The sequence below is a fragment of the Actinacidiphila bryophytorum genome, assembly GCF_016916835.1.
Lineage (GTDB): Bacteria > Actinomycetota > Actinomycetes > Streptomycetales > Streptomycetaceae > Actinacidiphila > Actinacidiphila bryophytorum.
Window position 1 is genome coordinate 150086 of sequence record NZ_JAFFIX010000010.1, and the last position, 16693, is coordinate 166778.

General features: G+C 72.5%; 14 protein-coding genes. 5 read left to right on the top strand and 9 right to left on the bottom strand.

The annotated features are described in order from the left end of the window. Positions 1 to 280: 280 nt before the first annotated feature. Positions 281 to 403, bottom strand: coding sequence for a type B 50S ribosomal protein L36 (gene ykgO, locus JT723_RS17155; protein WP_205045515.1), 123 nt, complete (start codon positions 401 to 403; stop codon positions 281 to 283). A 108-nt stretch (positions 404 to 511) separates the two neighbouring features. On the opposite strand from ykgO, the gene JT723_RS17160 reads away from it, so the two are divergent. Both JT723_RS17160 and JT723_RS17165 read left to right on the top strand, forming a co-directional pair. Then, positions 512 to 925 (top strand): hypothetical protein, encoded by a 414-nt coding sequence (locus JT723_RS17160; protein WP_205045516.1) that lies wholly within the window; start codon positions 512 to 514, stop codon positions 923 to 925. 113 nt (positions 926 to 1038) lie between these two features. Further along, positions 1039 to 2022 carry a GNAT family N-acetyltransferase gene (locus JT723_RS17165; RefSeq protein WP_205045628.1) on the top strand — a complete coding sequence of 328 codons (984 nt, stop codon included), beginning with the start codon at positions 1039 to 1041 and terminating at the stop codon, positions 2020 to 2022. Here JT723_RS17165 and JT723_RS17170 read toward each other — a convergent pair. Continuing rightward, positions 2017 to 2958: a LysR family transcriptional regulator ArgP gene (locus JT723_RS17170; protein WP_205045629.1), complete on the bottom strand. Its 942-nt coding sequence runs from the start codon at positions 2956 to 2958 to the stop codon at positions 2017 to 2019. The two genes, JT723_RS17165 and JT723_RS17170, sit on opposite strands and share 6 nt — an antisense overlap. Positions 2959 to 3027: 69 nt before the next feature. Here JT723_RS17170 and JT723_RS17175 point away from each other — a divergent pair, with 69 nt between their 5' ends. Further along, positions 3028 to 3639, top strand: coding sequence for a LysE/ArgO family amino acid transporter (locus JT723_RS17175; RefSeq protein WP_205045517.1), 612 nt, complete (start codon positions 3028 to 3030; stop codon positions 3637 to 3639). A gap of 46 nt (positions 3640 to 3685) precedes the next feature. Here JT723_RS17175 and JT723_RS17180 read toward each other — a convergent pair whose 3' ends face one another. Together JT723_RS17180 and JT723_RS17185 are read right to left on the bottom strand one after the other, a co-directional pair. Further along, complete coding sequence (locus JT723_RS17180; protein ID WP_205045518.1) at positions 3686 to 5767, bottom strand: SpoIIE family protein phosphatase; 2082 nt, start codon at positions 5765 to 5767, stop codon at positions 3686 to 3688. A 76-nt stretch (positions 5768 to 5843) separates the two neighbouring features. Beyond that, the gene (locus JT723_RS17185; RefSeq protein ID WP_205045630.1) at positions 5844 to 6884 is read right to left on the bottom strand and encodes a LacI family DNA-binding transcriptional regulator; all 1041 of its coding nucleotides are present in this window, start codon (positions 6882 to 6884) and stop codon (positions 5844 to 5846) included. A 223-nt stretch (positions 6885 to 7107) separates the two neighbouring features. On the opposite strand from JT723_RS17185, the gene JT723_RS17190 reads away from it, so the two are divergent. Then, entirely contained in the window at positions 7108 to 7944 is an 837-nt protein-coding gene (locus JT723_RS17190) for an aldo/keto reductase (protein WP_205045519.1), read from the top strand. Here JT723_RS17190 and JT723_RS17195 read toward each other — a convergent pair. The 4 genes from JT723_RS17195 to JT723_RS17210 all read right to left on the bottom strand — a co-directional run bounded on the left by JT723_RS17195 (position 7925) and on the right by JT723_RS17210 (position 11981). Continuing rightward, positions 7925 to 8947 (bottom strand): LacI family DNA-binding transcriptional regulator, encoded by a 1023-nt coding sequence (locus JT723_RS17195; protein WP_251513653.1) that lies wholly within the window; start codon positions 8945 to 8947, stop codon positions 7925 to 7927. The two genes, JT723_RS17190 and JT723_RS17195, sit on opposite strands and share 20 nt — an antisense overlap. Positions 8948 to 9074: 127 nt before the next feature. Next, entirely contained in the window at positions 9075 to 10067 is a 993-nt protein-coding gene (locus JT723_RS17200; protein WP_205045520.1) for an ABC transporter substrate-binding protein, read from the bottom strand. Positions 10068 to 10113: 46 nt separating this feature from the next. Continuing rightward, complete coding sequence (locus JT723_RS17205) at positions 10114 to 11160, bottom strand: ABC transporter permease (protein WP_205045521.1); 1047 nt, start codon at positions 11158 to 11160, stop codon at positions 10114 to 10116. Continuing rightward, positions 11157 to 11981, bottom strand: a complete 825-nt coding sequence (locus JT723_RS17210) for an ATP-binding cassette domain-containing protein (protein WP_205045522.1) — start codon at positions 11979 to 11981, stop codon at positions 11157 to 11159. Before JT723_RS17210 ends, JT723_RS17205 begins: the two co-directional genes overlap by 4 nt. Before the next feature lie 344 nt (positions 11982 to 12325). Here JT723_RS17210 and JT723_RS17215 point away from each other — a divergent pair, with 344 nt between their 5' ends. Further along, positions 12326 to 15424, top strand: coding sequence for a GH92 family glycosyl hydrolase (locus JT723_RS17215; protein WP_205045523.1), 3099 nt, complete (start codon positions 12326 to 12328; stop codon positions 15422 to 15424). Between the two features lie 41 nt (positions 15425 to 15465). Here JT723_RS17215 and glgC read toward each other — a convergent pair whose 3' ends face one another. Next, a complete protein-coding gene (gene glgC / locus JT723_RS17220; RefSeq protein ID WP_205045524.1) occupies positions 15466 to 16683 on the bottom strand; it encodes a glucose-1-phosphate adenylyltransferase in 1218 nt (405 codons plus the stop codon). Between the last annotated feature and the right edge of the window lie 10 nt (positions 16684 to 16693).

Below are 16693 nucleotides of genomic sequence, written 5' to 3' on the forward strand. Positions count from 1 at the left end.
CGGTCGTCCCACATCCCAATATTCACTTCAGGTGGTCTAGACCCCAACCGCCCCGACACGGCATAGTGGGCCGTGCAAGATCAACGGCCTGCACCACAGGGCCGGTCCGCGGCAGCCCTGGGCACCGCGGCGGCCCGCACCGACCCCCGTCTGCGATGTCGCGCGCCGAACACCCGGCGCGCGGCCGCGGCGGTCAGGGGGCCTTCCGGCATCGCACCGGCGCCACATGCCGGTGCGATGCCGCGGCGTCCCGGCACCCCCCGCCGGCGGACGGCCCTCTTCAGCGCTGGCGGGCCTTGTACCGCGGGTCCTTGCGGTTGATCACGTACACCTTGCCGCGGCGGCGCACGATCTGAGCGCCCGGGCGGTTTTTCATTGAACGCAGTGAGTTGCGTACTTTCACAGGTCGCGCCCTTCTCCTGGTGATCTGGTCATACTCGTCACGCACGGACCACAACCGCAGCACCCCGGTATTCATTCCGCGGGGCGCGGCCCCCGCGGAGGAGACGGCATGAGCGACGAGGTGCAGCCCGCGGCGGAGGAGGAGGAAGCGCCGGAATTCCACCCCGGCTACTCCAGCCCGCATTTCGCCAGCCCGCACTTCACCAGCCCGGAGTCCACGATCCACGACTACACCCCGCCCGACTACGTCGTGCCGCCCTTCCACGGCCCCGACTCCGAGCCGGGCATCGACCTCGGGATCGAGGTGGACGACGAGCCGGTGCAGGACGAGGCGCTTCCCGAGGGCCACCACCTGTACCACCCGCACTTCACCAGCCCGCACTTCACGACGCCGGGCTCGATGCGGCACGGCCGCCCGGCCCGTCCCGGCCCGCAGCCGCCCGCGGCGACACCCGCGACGCCCGCGACGCCGCCCGCCGCCGAGGACAGCGGCCCGCCCGCGCAGGACGGGCCGGCGCGGTAGGGCACCTCCGTGGACGGCGTGCCCCGGTGAGGGGGCGGGGCACGCCTGCGGAAAACCCGTCGCGGGGCGGTGACCGGCGGTGTTGACTGCCGCCGATGACGAATCCTGATGACATGAACGGCCGGAAGACCGAAGCACCCGCCGCGGCGGGGGAACCTCCGCCGGGCCTGGATGTGCGCCCGATCACCGGCGCGCAGGAGCTGGACCTCTTCACGCGGCTGCCCTACGTGCTGGACGGCGAGCTGGCCGGCGATCTCGCGGGCGGGCGGCGGCGCCCCGAGTGGATGTGGGTCGCGCTGCGCGGCGACCGTCTGCTGGCCAGGGTCGCCTGGTGGAGCCGGGCCGGCGCACAGGTCCCCGCCCACCTGGACGTCTTCGACATCGCCGACGGCGCGACCGACCCCGACCTGCTGGACGTCGCCGAGCACCTGCTGCGTAGCGCACGGGCGGCGGTCCTTCCCGCCGGGGCCGAGCCCGCCGAGTACAGCCGCTTCGTGCCGCCCACCTGGCAGGAGGACCCGGCGGCCCGGCAGGCGGCGGAGGACCGCATGGCGGTGCTCGCGCGGACCGGGGCGCGGCTGCTCGTGGAGCGGCTGCGGCTGGAGTGGCGGCCCGGCGCACCGGTCCCCGCGGGCAGCGGGCGGCTCGCCTTCCGGCCGGTGCGGGACGCCGACGAGATCACCTCGCTGATGGCCGAGGTGCTCGACGGCACGCTGGACGCCCACAGCCTCGCCGACCTCGCCACGATGACGCCCCGCGAGGCGGCGGCCGAGCACTACGAGGGCGAGCTGGCCCGCTACACCAGCCCGCGCCAGTGGTGGCAGGTCGCGGCGCTGCCCGGCGGTGAGCCGGTGGGCTTCGTGCTGCCGGCCCGCAACGACTACAACGCGATCATCGCCTACATCGGGGTGCTCCCCGCCCACCGCGGGCACGGCTACATCGACGACCTGCTCGCCGAGGGCACCCGCATCCTGGCCGCCCAGGACGTGCCGCGCATCCGCGCATCCACCGACGTGGGCAACATCCCCATGGCCCGCGCCTTCGCGCGCGCCGGCTACGCGGACTTCGAACGCACCCTCACCATGGTCTGGTCATGACCTGCGAGCGCGCCCCGCGTGCCCGCCCAGCGGCGGGGCCAGGGATGCGGCCGCCGCGCGGGTGACGGCGGCGGCCAGCGCGGCCAGGGGCGGCGAGTCGAGCTTCCACTGCTGCCAGTAGAGCGGTACGTCCATGGCCCGGTCCTCGGCCAGGTCGGCCAGGGCGCCGGCCGAGCAGTGCGGCTCGGCCTGCGCCTCGGGGACCATGCCCCAGCCAAGGCCCGCGGCGACGGCTGCCACGAAGGACTCGGAGGCGGGCACGTACGTCCTGGGCTGACCGCCGGTGGGGCGGCCGGGGGCGAGGCGGCGCAGGAAGCCGTCCTGGATGTCGTCCTTGCGGTCGAAGACCACCATGGGCGCGGCCGGCAGCAGCTCCGCGAGCGGCCCGCCGGCCAGGTACCGCTCGGCGAAGGCGGGTGCGGCGTACGCCCGGTAGGTCATGCGGCCCAGCGGGCGTACCGAGCAGCCCTGCACCGGCTCGTGCGAGGAGGTGACCGCGGCCATCACCCGGCCCTGCCGCAGCAGCAGCGCGGTGTGGTCCTGGTCGTCGCGGTGCAGGTCGAAGCACACGTCGAGGGTGCGGGCGGTCTCCGCGAGGGCGGGCAGGAACCAGGTGGCGAGCGAGTCGGAGTTGACCGCGACCGGCAGCGTCGTCGGCCCGGGGGCGCCGCTCATGCCGATCTCCGCGGCCGCGTCCTGCTCCAGGCGGGCGAGCTGCCGCCCGAAGCGCACCACGACCTCGCCGGACGGGGTCAGCCGCACCGGCTTGGACCGCAGCAGCAGCACCCGCCCAGTGCGCTGCTCCAGCGCCTTGATCCGCTGGCTGACCGCGGACGGCGTCACGTGCAGCCGGGCGGCGGCCGCCTCGAAGGTGCCCTCGTCGACGGCGGCGAGCAGCGTACGCACCTGGTCCAGCGGCAGCCCCGCGGTCGTCATCACGATGTCTAATCTTAGCTAAGAAAGATGAGCTGGACTGATGACGGTGGCGCTTCCTAGCCTCGACCCATGAACACCGCTCTCCTCGCGGCTCTGGCCGGTCTCGGCACCGGCATGTCGCTGATCGTCGCGATCGGCGCGCAGAACGCCTTCGTCCTGCGCCAGGGCATCCGCCGCGAGCACGTCCTGGCGGTGGTCGCGATCTGCGCGGTGTCCGACGCGGTGCTGATCTCGGTGGGCATCTCCGGGGTCGGCTCGGTGCTGCGGGCCTGGCCGTCAGCGGTCACCGCGACCGGCTGGATCGGCGGCGCCTTCCTGGTGACGTACGGGGTGCTGGCCGCCCGCCGCGCGCTGCGGCCCGAGCGGCTGGACGCGGCGGGCGACGCGGGCGGGTCGCTGAAGGCCGCGGTGCTCACCTGCCTGGCGATGACCTGGCTCAACCCGCACGTCTACCTGGACACGGTGCTGCTGCTCGGCTCGGTCGCCAACGGCTACGGCACCTCCCGCTGGCCCTTCGGCGCCGGGGCCGCGACCGGCAGCGTCCTGTGGTTCAGCGGCCTCGGCTTCGGCGCCCGGCTGCTGCAGCGGCCCTTCTCCCGGCCGGGCTCCTGGCGGGCGCTGGACGTCGTGATCGCCTGCACGATGATCACCCTCGGCGTCCTGATGGCGGCCAGGGCCTGACCGGCACCGGGCACGTACCCGGTACTGACACGCACCGGCGCCGGGGTCAGGTCAGCCGGGCGGACAGCACCCGGCCGGGGGCGATCGGCCGGAAGCCGATCACGGCCGCGTCGTCGCGGCGGTCGGCCGCCGCGGCCAGCAGCCGCTCGCACAGCGTCTCCAGCGGCAGTCCGCGCAGGCGGGCCTGCTCGGCGTGCTCGGCCAGCGCCGCCATGCCCTCGGTCAGGTCGGTGCCCGGCACCTCGATCAGGCCGTCGGTGTAGAGCAGCAGCGTGTCGCCGGGGCGCAGCTCGTAGTGCCAGGTGGTGCGGCTCATCCACGGGGCCACGCACAGCGGCAGGTCGGGTCCGTCGCCCTCCAGGAAGCGCGGCCGGCCCGACGCGGGCAGCAGCAGCGGCGGCGGGTGGCCCGCGTTGGACCAGGCCGCGTGCCAGCCGCCGCCCGGTCGCCGCTCCAGTCGGGCGTGCACGGCGGTGACCAGCGGCGCGATGTCCAGGCCTTCCGCGACCGTGTCGAGCCGGGTGAGGCTTTCCGCCGGGGTGTTCAGGTGCGAGCGGTCGTAGGCGATGACCCGCAGCATGCTGCGCAGCTGGCTCATCGAGGTGGCCGCCTCCAGGTCGTGGCCCGCGATGTCGCCGATGGTCAGGGTGAGCGAGCCGTCGGGCAGCAGCAGCGAGTCGTACCAGTCGCCGCCGATCTCGGCGGTCCTGCTGGCAGGCTGGTACTGCGCCGCGAGCTCGGCGCCCGGCACCCGGGGAGTGGGGGCGAGCAGGGCGCGCTGCAGGGTGAGCGCGGTGTGCCGGGTGCGCTGCAGCTCCAGTGCCTGCCGCAGCGGGTCGCGCACCTCGTGCAGCACCTCGCCGAGCATCTGCAGGTCGGCGGGTCCCGGCGGCGGGCTGTCGGCGCAGCCGGCGGCGACCGCGAAGGCGACGACGGCGGTGTCGATCACGATCGGCACCATGGTGATGCTGGTGGCGCGGGCCTCCCGCAGCCAGCTCATGGACAGATCGGGCAGCACCCCGGCCGGCGGGTCGCCCGCGGCGAAGGTGAAGAGCCGCGGTCTGCGGCTGTCGACGACCTGCTGGGCGACCGGGCCGAGCCGCCGCAGCTCGTGGCTCATGGGCGGCAGCGAGGGGAGCCCCTCGCGGGCGGTGGAGGCGATCCGGGTGGCGGACAGGGTGCCGGCCGTGCCGTGCTGGCCGCCGGGCGGCAGCAGGAAGACCGCGCACACGTCGGTCAGGTCGGGCACCACCGCGTCGGTGACGGCGGCGAAGGCCTGCGGCACGTCGTTGGCCGAGATGACCTGCGCGACCTTGGCCCGGAGCCGTTCGCGCAGCCGGTTGCGCCACTGGTCCTCGACGTCGGCCGTGGTGCCGATCCACTCGACGGGGACCCCGTCGCGCACGATGGGGACCGCACGGGACTGCACATGGCGGTAGACCCCCGAGGCGGTGCGCATCCGGAAGGTGCACACGAACATCGAGGGAGTGCCGTCCGCCGCCTCCCGCCAGCTGCTCACCAGCCGGCTGCGGTCGTGCGGGTGCACCGCGGACAGCCAGTGCTGGTCGATCATCGGGCGCCACGGGATCCCGGTGTACTCCTGGAAGCCGCCGACCAGCTCCTCGATCTCACCGGTGGGCTGCATCAGCCAGACGATCTGGCTGACCGCGGACATCAGCGCCTCGTAGCGCTGCAGCGCCTGGTGCCGCTGCTCCGACAGCAGCTCTGCGCGCTGCACCGCCTCCACCTGCGCGGTGGTGTCGATGGCCACCGTCAGCACGCCGGGGCCGTGCCGGGAGACCATGGGCGAGCAGCTGTAGACGAAGTGCCGCACCCCGGAGTCGCCACGTGCGGCGCCCTCCGTGGTGCGCGGCGACGTGACCTGGCGGGCGGTGCGGTCCTGGTAGACCTCGTCGAGCATGGCCAGGAAGGGCGCCGCACGCGGCTCGGCGAAGGCCTCCCGGGCCGGGACGCCGAGCGGGCGGGGGCCGAAGAGGGTGCGGAAGGCCTCGTTGCAGTAGACGAGCACGTGGTCACTGCCCGCCGTCATCGCGATGGGCACGATGGCGCTGTCGAACACCTCGGGTTCGAGTTCGGGCACACCCGTCTCGTGGCCGCTACGCCTCATCCTCCGATCATCGCGCGCGGCGCCCGGTCCCGCCGCACGAGGCGCACCGCGGCCGGCGCGGCAGGGCCTGCTCCGCTCACGCGGAGTCGCGGACCACCAGCCGGGTGGGGGTGATGATCGAGGACAGCGCGGGCAGGCCGTCCGGGTCGGACTCCGATTCGAGGGCGTGCAGCAGCAGCTGCGCCATCAGCCGGCCCATCTCCTCGATGTCCTGCCTGACGGTGGTCAGCGGCGGGTCGGTCCACTCGGCCACCGACACCATGTCGTCGAAGCCGACCACCGCGACATCGTCGGGCACCCGCCGGCCGCGGCTGCGCAGCACCCGCAGCGCGCCCGAGGCCATGACGTCGGAGGCGGCGAAGACCCCGTCGAGGTCGGGCGAGCGCTCCAGCAGCCGCTCCATCGCCCGGGCGCCGCCCTCGGGCGTGAAGTCGCCCTCGGCGATCATCGGCGCCCCCACGCCGGGCAGGACGTCGCGGAAGCCGTCGAGGCGGTCCACCGAGGCCGGCTGGTCCAGCGGCCCCGCGATGTGCACGATCCGCTGCCGCCCGAGCGCCAGCAGCCGGCGCACGGCGTCCCTTGCGCCGCCCCGGTTGTCGCAGTCGACGTAGAGGGTGCGGCGGCGGGCGTCCGGGTCGGGCCAGGTGGGGCGCCCGCCGATGACGGTCGGCACGCCGGCCTTGCGGGCGATCACCGGCAGTGAGTCGTCGGCGTGCAGCGAGAAGATCAGCGCGCCGTCCACGTGCCCGCCGGTCAGGTAGCGGCCGACCCGCTCGTGGTCGGCGCCGCCGCCGGTGAGCAGCAGCACCAGCTGGTTGTCGTGGGCGGCCAGCTCCCGGCTGATGCCGCGCACCTGCTGGGCGAAGAAGGGGTCGGTGAAGAACCGGGACTCCGGCTCCGCGACGACCACCGCGATGGCGCCGTTGCGCCGGGTGACCAGGGTGCGGGCGGCCTGGTTGGGGACGTAGCCGAGTTCCTCGACCGCCGCGCGCACGCGGGCCACGAGCGGCCCGCGCACCCCCGCTCCCCCGTTGACCACCCGCGACACGGTGGCGCGCGACACCCCGGCGCGGGCCGCGACGGCTTCCAGCGTGGGGCGTGGGGCGGAGGGCGGCACGGGCAACGGGATGTCTCCTTGGCTGGGGGACGCGGGGCGGCGGAAGGCGGCCGACGGCCTGGCGGGCGACAGCGTAGCGGTTTCCCGCCTGCCGTGAGAGCGCTCTCTGGAGACATCCGAGACCCGCCGCGGCCGGGGCGGGTCGCCGCCCGCAGGACGGCTCCGCCGTGCGCCGTTACGGTGGGTGAAGGGCACCACGGACGGAGAGCGAGGGAAGACACCGATGACCAGCATTCCCGATCTCACCCTCAACAACGGCGTCTCGATTCCCCAACTGGGCTTCGGGACCTTCCAGATCGAGCCGCAGGACACCCGCGAGGCGGTCCGCTTCGCGCTGGACACCGGCTACCGGCACATCGACACCGCGCAGATGTACGGCAACGAGAAGGAGGTCGGCCAGGCCGTCAGGGACTCGGGGCTGCCGCGCGGCGAAGTCTTCGTGACCAGCAAGCTCAACAACGGCCACCACGCCTACGGGGACGCGCTGGCCGCGTTCGGCCGCACCCTGGAGGACCTGGACCTGGAGTACGTCGACCTCTTCCTGGTCCACTGGCCGCTGCCCGCGGTCGGCGACTACGTCGAGACCTGGAAGGCGATGGAGGAGATCCTGCGCTCCGGCCGGGTCAGGGCGATCGGCGTGTCCAACTTCCAGCCGGCGCACCTGGAGCGGCTGCTGGCGGCGACCGAGACCGTCCCGGCGGTCAACCAGATCGAGGTCCACCCGTATCTGACCCAGGACGACGTACGCGCCTTCGGCACCGACCGGGGCATCGCGACCGAGGCGTGGTCGCCCATCGCGCAGGGCAAGGTGCTGGACGACCCGGTGATCACCGCGATCGCCGAGCGGGTGGGGCGCTCCCCCGCGCAGGTCACGCTGCGCTGGCACCTGCAGCGCGGCGACATCGTCTTCCCCAAGTCGGTGACGCCCGCGCGGGTCGAGGAGAACTTCCGGCTCTTCGACTTCGAGCTGACCGCCGACGACGTGGCCGCGATCACCGCGCTCAACCGCGACGAGCGCACGGGACCCGACCCGGACACCTTCAACTGGATCCCGGACTGACCCGCGGGCCGCGGAACTCGCCGGAGCCGCGCACCACGAAACGGGTGAGCAGCACCACGGAACGCGGCGCGGAGCGGTCGCCGGCGATCCGGGAGAAGAGCAGGTTGGCCGCGGTGCCGCCGAGGGCGACGGGGTCCTGGCTGACCACCGTCAGCGGCGGGGTGAGCCGCTCCCCGAGCGGCAGGTCGTCGAAGCCGACCAGCGCGAGCGGCGCCGGGTGGTCGAGGCCGTCCAGCACTCCCAGCGTGATCAGGTCGTTGCTGGTGAACAGCGCGGTGGGCGGGTCGTGCAGGGTGCGCAGCACCGCGAGGGCGTCGCGGGCCTGCGGGTGCGAGCGCAGTTCGTGCCGCACCAGGGCCGGGTCCTCGGGGATGCCGTGGGCGGCGAGCGCGTCGAGGTAACCGGCGTAGCGCTCGGCCTGGGTCCAGATGTCGAAGCGGTCGCCGAGGTAGGCGATGCGGGTGTGGCCGTGGCCGAGCAGATGGGTGACGGCCCGCATGGCGGCGGCCCGGTTGTCGACGGTGACGGTGTCGACGGCCAGGCCCTTGGCGGGGCGGTCGACACAGACCACCTGGGTGCCGCCGGCCATGGGGCGTTTGAGGAAGGCGTGGCTGCCGATGGTGGGCACGATGATCAGGCCGTCCACCTGGCGGGCGGTGAAGGCGGCGATGACCTCGCGTTCGCGCTGCGGTTCGTCGTTGGTGCTGCCGACCAGCACGACATGGCCGCGGCGGTGGGCCTCGTCCTCGACCGAACGGGCCATCAGGGCGTAGAAGGGGTTGGCCAGGTCGTCGACGACCAGGCCGATGGTGGAGGTGCCGAGGTTCTTCTGCCGCAGGCTGCGGGCGTTGTCGTTGCGCTGGTAGCCCAGTTTGCGCACCGCCTGGCCGACCCGGGCCGCGGTCTCGGGGGCGACGCCCGCTTCGCCCGCGACGACCCGGGAGACCGTCATGGGACTGACCCCGGCTGCGCGGGCCACGTCCTTCATCGTCGGGCGTTTCACGGGCCTCCTCGTCGCTGTGCCGGCAGCCGGCGCCGGCCGCCGGCGGACCACCGGTGAGCGGCGGCCGGCCGGGGGCCTGCGTCGATGATGGCAGGCGGGCTGCGGACGCGTGACCGGGCTCCCCCGATCAGCAGGCGGCCTGGTAGAAATACTTCTTGATGTCGGGTTGGTCCATGTTGGCCTTGGTGATGGCCACCATGTCGGTGCCGATGTGCGCGGTGACCTGCTTCTTGTCGATCGCGGCGAGCGCCTGGTCGACGCCCTGCCGGCCGATGGCGCCGGGGTCCTGGGCGACCAGCACGTCCAGGGTGCCGTTGCCGAGCGCGGTGATCTCGTCGGGCTCCGCGTCGAAGGCGGCGACCTTGACCTTGCCCTGCTTGCCCGCGGCCTGCAGCCCGGTGGCGATGCCCTGGGCGGTGTTGGTGTTGCCGGCGAAGACCCCGCCGAGGTCGGGGTGGGCGGCCAGGGTGGACTGGATCTGCGAAGCGGCGGTGGCGGGCAGGTCGTTGTCGTAGAGGACCGGGAGCAGCGTGATGCCGGGGTGGTGAGCCTTCATCTCCTCGGTGAAGCCCTTGATACGCGCGTCGGTGGTGGACACGCCGGGCTTGACGCTGATCACGATCGCCGAGCCCTTGTCGCCCATGAGCTGGGCGAGCGAGGTGGCCGCGGTCCTGCCGCCCGCCTCGTTGTCGGACGATATCCGCGACACCCCGATCGAGGCGTCGCTGACCTCGGTGTCGACCAGGACGACCTTGGTGCCCGCGTTCTGGATCTGCTGCAGCGAGGGGGTCAGGGCCGCGGTGTCGACCGGGGAGATCAGCAGGCCGCCGGGGTGGGTGGCGGCGACCGAGTCGATGATCGGGCGCTGCACGGCGACGTCCCACTGGGCGGAGCCGTTGACGGTGAGCTTGACGCCGCGCTTCTTGGCCTCCTGCTGGGCCGCGCAGGTCATGGTGATGTAGAAGGGGTCGCTCTTGACGCCGGTGATCAGGTCCAGGGACGTCGACCCCGAGCCGCCGGAGTCGCCGCCGCAGCCTGCGGTGGTCGCCGCGGTGAGCGCGAGGACGGCGCAGAGCGCGGCGAGGGCCGGGGTTCTTCTGGTCGGGTGGGTCGGGCGCATGGCGGGAGCCTTTCGGTGAGGGCACGTGGGTGGGCGCGACGACGGCTCAGCCGTGGTCCCTGCCGCGTCTGCGGAACTGGTCCAGGTAGACGGCGGCGACCAGGACGACGCCGATGGCGACGTCCTGCCAGTACTGCTGGACGCCCATGATGATCAGGCCGGTGCTGAGCACCGCGGGGATGAAGACGCCGATGACCGTGCCGAGTACCGATCCGCGCCCGCCGAAGAGGCTGGCGCCGCCGAGCACGACGGCGGTGATGACCTTGAGGTTGTCGGTGGAGTGGCCGGCGATGGAGGTGGTGCCGAAGTAGGCCAGCCACATGACGCTGCCGAGCCCGGACAGCAGGCCCACCAGCGCGTAGACCTTGACCAGGTGGGCGTCGACGTTGATGCCGACACGGCGGGCGGCCTCCGGGTTGGAGCCGATGGCGTAGGTGTAGCGGCCGAAGCGGGTGAAGGCCAGGACCAGGCCGAAGACCAGGGTGGCCGCGAAGGCGATGACGACCAGCCAGGGGATCTGGCCGAAGAGCTTGCCGAAGCCGATGGTCTTCTGCAGCTTGCCGGAGACGGCGCCTGCGGGGTCCTGGCCGCCGGTGATGATCTGCGCGGCGCCGAGTGCCGCACCGAAGCCGCCGAGGGTGACGATCAGCGGGGGGACCTTGGCCTTGGCGACCAGCCAGCCCTGCAGGGCGCCCCACAGCAGGCCCGTTGCCAGTGCGATCAGGGTGCTCACCGCGATGGTGCCCCAGCCGGACCCGGCCCCGCCGTGGTGGATGGTGTACTCGGCGGACAGCACGGCGGACAGCACCAGCACGGAGCCGACGGACAGGTCGATGCCGGCGACGATGATCACGTAGGTCATGCCGACGCCGAGCACCAGGTAGATGGCCGCGTTGGTGGCGATCTGGGTGATGTCGTAGCGGGTCAGGAAGGTACTGGGCCGGGCGGCGGTGAAGAAGGCGACGAGCAGCGCGAGCACGCCGAAGGTCCAGGTCTCGTTGGCGGCGGCGACCCGCCGCAGCCAGGACGGTACGGGGGGCCTGCGGGCGGTCTCCTGCCGGTCCTTGACGGGGGCGGGGGCCTGGGCGGTCATGGCGCGCCGTCCTTTCGTGGGGCGTCGGCGGCTGCTTGCCCGGCGGAACCGGCTGCTCCTCCGGCGGACTCCGCGTCCAGGGCGCCGGTCATCGCGCCGACGAGTTCCTCGACGGTGGTGTCGGCGGCGGTGAAGCGGGCGACCCTGCGGCCGAGCCGCAGCACTTCGACGCGGTCGGCGACCGACAGCACCTCGGGCATGTTGTGGCTGATCAGGACGACGCAGATACCGCGGTCCCGGACCCGGCGCACGGTGTCGAGCACCCGGCCGCGCTGGACCACGCCGAGGGCCGCGGTGGGCTCGTCCATGAAGATGATGCGGTTGGCGAAGGCCACCGCCCGGGCGACGGCGACGGACTGCCGCTGGCCGCCGGACAGGGTGGCCACCGGGGCGCCGACGTCCTGCAGGTCGACGCCGAGTTCGGCGAAGGCGGTGACCGCCGAGCGGCGCATGGCCGCGTGGTCGAGGACGCCGAGCCGGCCGAGCAGGCCGCCGCGGTAGAGCTCGCGGCCCAGGTGCAGGTTGGCGGCGGCGTCGAGGTCGGGGGCGAGGGCGAGGTCCTGGTAGACGGTCTCGATGCCGTGGCGCCTGGCGTCGAGCGGGCTGTGCAGCTCCACGGGGCTGCCGTCCACGAGGATCTGGCCCCCGTCGGGCCGGATGGTGCCTGACAGGGTCTTGACGAGGCTGCTCTTGCCGGCGCCGTTGTCGCCGACGAGGGCGACGACCTCGCCCGGGTAGGCGGTGAAGTCGGCGTCCTGGAGTGCCCTGACGTGACCGAAGCGCTTGGTCAGGCGGCGGGCTTCCAGGAGTGGTTGTGCCATCGGCTGTCTCCCAGCGTCGGGGAACGCGGTGCCTTGGTGGTGCCCGTTGGTCCGTTGGTAACGTTCGCAAGCGTTGGGGGATTGTGCTGGCGTGCTGACGGCGTGTCAATACGTCGCGCAGCAGGGGGGCGTACGCCGTCCCGGAGCGCGCCTTGAGCGGAACTCCGGTGGCCGCGGGGACCCTTGACACCACAGCGTGTACACATCAAACTGCTGATTCGCTTGGTAACGTTCACATGCGCTGTGCACCGTGCGCATCCACGTCGCGCATCCCCCCCGTGCCCCGAGGCCGCTCGCCGTGCGTCATCTCATGGCCTGCCGCCTCCGCGAGAAGGTGGTCATCCGTGCTCCCTCCCGTGCTCCGCAGCAGAACCGCGGGCGCCGTCAGCGCCCTGTTACTGGCCGCCCTCGGCGTCGGCGGCCTCACCTCGGCACCGGCGCACGCCGCCACCGCCAACCTCACGCAGTACGTCGACACCTTCGTCGGCTCCGACGACAGCAACGCCCCCAACCCGGTCGGCGGCGGCGCCGGCGGCAGCACCTACCCGGGGGCGGTGGCACCATTCGGCGGCGTGCAGTTCAGCCCCGACACCCCGACCGCCTCGCCGTCCGGCTACCGCTACTCCGACGGCTCGATCGAGGACTTCAGCCTCACGCACTTCGACGGTGCGGGCTGCCCCAACAACGAGGACCTGCCGCTGATGCCGATCACCGGCGGCGTCGGCACCTCCCCCGGCAGCAACTGGACGAGCTACGCGTCGGCGTACACCAAGTCCAACGAGTCGGCCGCACCCGGCTACTACAAGAACCGGCTGGACAAGTACGGCACCGGCGTCGAGCTGACCGCCACCACCCGCACCGGCATGGCCCGGCTGACCTATCCCTCGACCACCAGCGCGGGCCTGCTGATCAACACCGGGCGCAGCGCGACCGGCAACCGCAGCGGCTCGGTGAAGATCAGCGGCTCTGAGGTCACCGGCAGCGTCACCGCGGGCGGCTTCTGCGGCTCGTCGAAGACCTACCAGATCTACTTCGACATCCGCTTCGACCGCGCCCCCTCCGGTTTCGGCACCTGGAACGGCGGTACGGTCTCGGCGGGTTCGACCAGCACCTCGGGCACCAACACCGGCGCGTACGTCACCTTCGACACCACCGGCAACCAGACCGTGCAGACCAAGGTCGGCCTGTCCTACGTCAGCGTCGCGGGGGCGCAGGCCAACCTGACGTCGGAGAACAACGGCTGGGACTTCGACGCCACCCGCACCGCGGCCGACACCGCCTGGAACACGATGCTCAACCGCGCCCAGGTCACCGGCGGCGCGACGGCCGACCTGAAGAAGTTCTACACGGCGCTCTACCACGTCTTCCAGAGCCCCAACATCTCCAGCGACGTCAACGGCGACTACCGCGGCTTCGACGGGGCGGTGCACAACTCCTCCCGGCCGGTCTACCAGAACTACTCGGGCTGGGACATCTACCGCTCGTGGGCGGCACTGGTCGCGCTGATCGCGCCGACCGAGGCCGCCGACATCGCCAAGTCCATGGTGCTGGACGGCCAGCAGGGCGGGCTGCTGCCCAAGTGGTCGCAGCAGACCAACGAGGACTTCGTGATGACCGGCGACCCGGGGCCGATCATCGTCAGCAGCATGTACGCCTTCGGGGTGCGCGACTTCGACACCGCGGCCGCGCTGTCGCTGATGGAGAAGGCCTCCAACGGCGGTACGGCGCAGGGCTCGCCGATCCGCGGCAACCAGGGTCCGTACACCAGCCAGCACTACCTGAGCGCGCCGTCCGACTCCCTGGAGTACAGCGCCTCGGACTTCGCGGTGGCGCAGTTCGCCAAGGCGCTGGGCGACACCGCCAGCTACACCACCCACATGACCCGCGCCCAGTGGTGGCGCAACACCTTCAGCACCGAGTCGGGCTATGTGCAGCCGCGCAACTCCGACGGCAGCTGGTCGTGGCCGCTGGACCCGGCCAGCCAGAGCAACTTCACCGAGGGCAACGCGGCGCAGTACACCTGGATGGTGCCCTACGACTTCGCCGACCTGATCAACGACATGGGCGGCCCGGCCACCGCGCAGCAGCGGCTCGACCACCACTTCACGCAGGTCAACGCGGGCCAGAGCCTGCCCTACTACTACATCGGCAACGAGCCCGAGCACGGCGTGCCGTGGGCGTACAACTTCGCCCGCCACCCCGCGGGCACCGCGGACGCGGTGCACAAGGTGATGACCGAGTCCTTCACCACCGGCGCGGGCGGCCTGCCCGGCAACGACGACCTCGGGGCGACCTCGGCGTGGTACGTGTGGGCGGCGCTGGGGATGTACCCGGCGACCCCCGGCGCCGACACCCTCGCCGTCAACGGTCCGCAGTTCCCCTCGGTGCTGATCCAGCGCCCGGGCGGCAACATCACCGTCAACTCCTCAGGCAGCGGCGGCTATGTGCAGGGCCTGAAGGTCAACGGCACGGCCACCAGCCACAACTACCTGCGCTACCCCGACATCGCCGGCGGCGGCACCCTGGACTACACCATGGGCGGCTCCCCGAGCGGCAGCTGGGGCACCGGCGCCGGCGACGTACCGCCGTCCTTCCAGGACGGTGCCACCCCGGTGCCGACCGCGCCGGCGCTGGGCACCAACCTGGCGCAGGGCAAGCCGGTCACCGCGTCGGCGGCGTGCGCGACGGCGGAGTCCGCCGACAAGGCGGTGGACAACTCACTGAAGAACAACAGCAAGTGGTGCTCCAAGGCCGCCAACCCGACGCTGACGGTCGACCTCGGCTCCACCCAGACCGTGGGCTCCTTCGTGGTCAAGCACGCCGGGCTCGGCGGTGAGAACACCAGCTGGAACACCGGTGCCTTCCAGATCCAGACCAGCACCGACAACAGCACCTGGTCCACCGCGGTCAACGTCACGGGCAACCGGTCGAGCCGCACCTACCACACCGTCACCCCGCGGCAGGCCCGCTATGTGCGGCTGGCCATCTCGGCGCCCAGCAACACCGGCGGCGACACCGCGGCCCGCATCTACGAACTGGAGGTCTACGGGCAGTCCACCGGCGCGAGCCCGCACGCCATCACAGGACTGGCCGGCAAGTGCGTGGACGTCGCCAACTCCGGCACCGCCGACGGCACCCATGTGCAGCTCTACGACTGCAACGGCACCGGCGCCCAGCAGTGGACGGTCGGCAGCGACGGTACGGTTCAGGCGCTGGGCAAGTGCCTGGACGACGCAAACTCCGGTACTGCTGACGGCACGGTGGTGCAGCTGTGGGAGTGCAACAACACCAACGCCCAGAAGTGGACGGTCAGCGGCAAGCAGCTGGTGAACGCCGCGGCCAACAAGTGCCTCGACGTGCCCGGCTCCAACACCGCCAACGGCACCCAGCTGGACGTGTGGACCTGCAACGGCGGCGCCAACCAGCAGTGGACGGTGAGCTGACCCCCACCGGGTACTGACCCCCCGCCGGGTGCGGCGGGGGGTCAGCCGACCTGCTGGGCCTTGCCCAGCGCGATGACCCCGGCCTCGGACACCGTGTACAGCTCACGGTCGCGGTCGGGGTTCACGCCGATGGTGGCACCGGGCGGCACGTCCACGTTCTTGTCCAGCACCGCCCCGCGCACGATCGCACCGCGCCCGACCCGTACGCCGTCGTGCAGCACGGAACCCTGCACGACGGCGCCGGCGTCCACGACGACGCCGGGCGACAGGACCGAGCGGGTGACCTGGCCGCGGATGACGCAGCCGGGGCTGACCACGGACTCCCCCACGATACCGCCGGCCGCGATCTTGGCGGGCGGCAGCTGGCCGGGGTGGGTGTAGATCGGCCAGCGCCGGTTGTACAGGCTGAAGGCGGGCTGGTCGGAGATCAGGTCCATGTGCGCGTCGTAGTAGGCGTCCAGGGTGCCCACGTCCCGCCAGTAGCCGTGGTCGCGGGCGGTCTCGCCGGGCACGTGGTTGGTGTCGAAGTCGTACACCTGGGCGACACCGGCGGCGGTGAGCCGCGGCAGGATGCTGCCGCCCATGTCGTGCACCGACTGGGTGTCCTCGGCGTCCTCCTGGAGGGCGTCGATGAGGGTCTTGGTGGTGAAGAGGTAGTTGCCCATCGAGGCGAAGACGTGCCCGGGGTCGCCGGGCAGCCCCGGCGGGTCGGCGGGCTTCTCCAGGAAGCGCTCCACCGACACGCCGTCGGCGGCCGGCGAGATCACCCCGAAGCCCGCCGCGTCGGCCCGCGGCACCTTGATGCCGGCCACCGTCACCCCAGCGCCGTGCTCGACGTGCTGGGCGAGCATCTGCCGCGGGTCCATGCGGTAGACGTGGTCGGCGCCGAACACCGCGATGTAGTCGGGCTGTTCGTCGTGCACCAGGTTGAGCGACTGCAGGATCGCGTCGGCGCTGCCCAGATACCAGCGCGGGCCGAGCCGCTGCTGCGCGGGCACCGGTGTGACGTAGTTGCCCAGCAGGCTGGACATCCGCCAGGTCGTGGTCACATGGCGGTCCAGCGAGTGCGACTTGTACTGCGTCAGCACGCAGATCCGCATCATGCCGCCGTTGACCAGGTTGGACAGCACGAAGTCCACCAGGCGGTAGGTGCCGCCGAAGGTCACCGCCGGTTTCGCCCGGTCGGCGGTGAGCGGCATCAGCCGCTTGCCCGCGCCGCCCGCCAGCACTATGCCGAGCACCGATGGTCCACCGCGCATCGACGTCCCC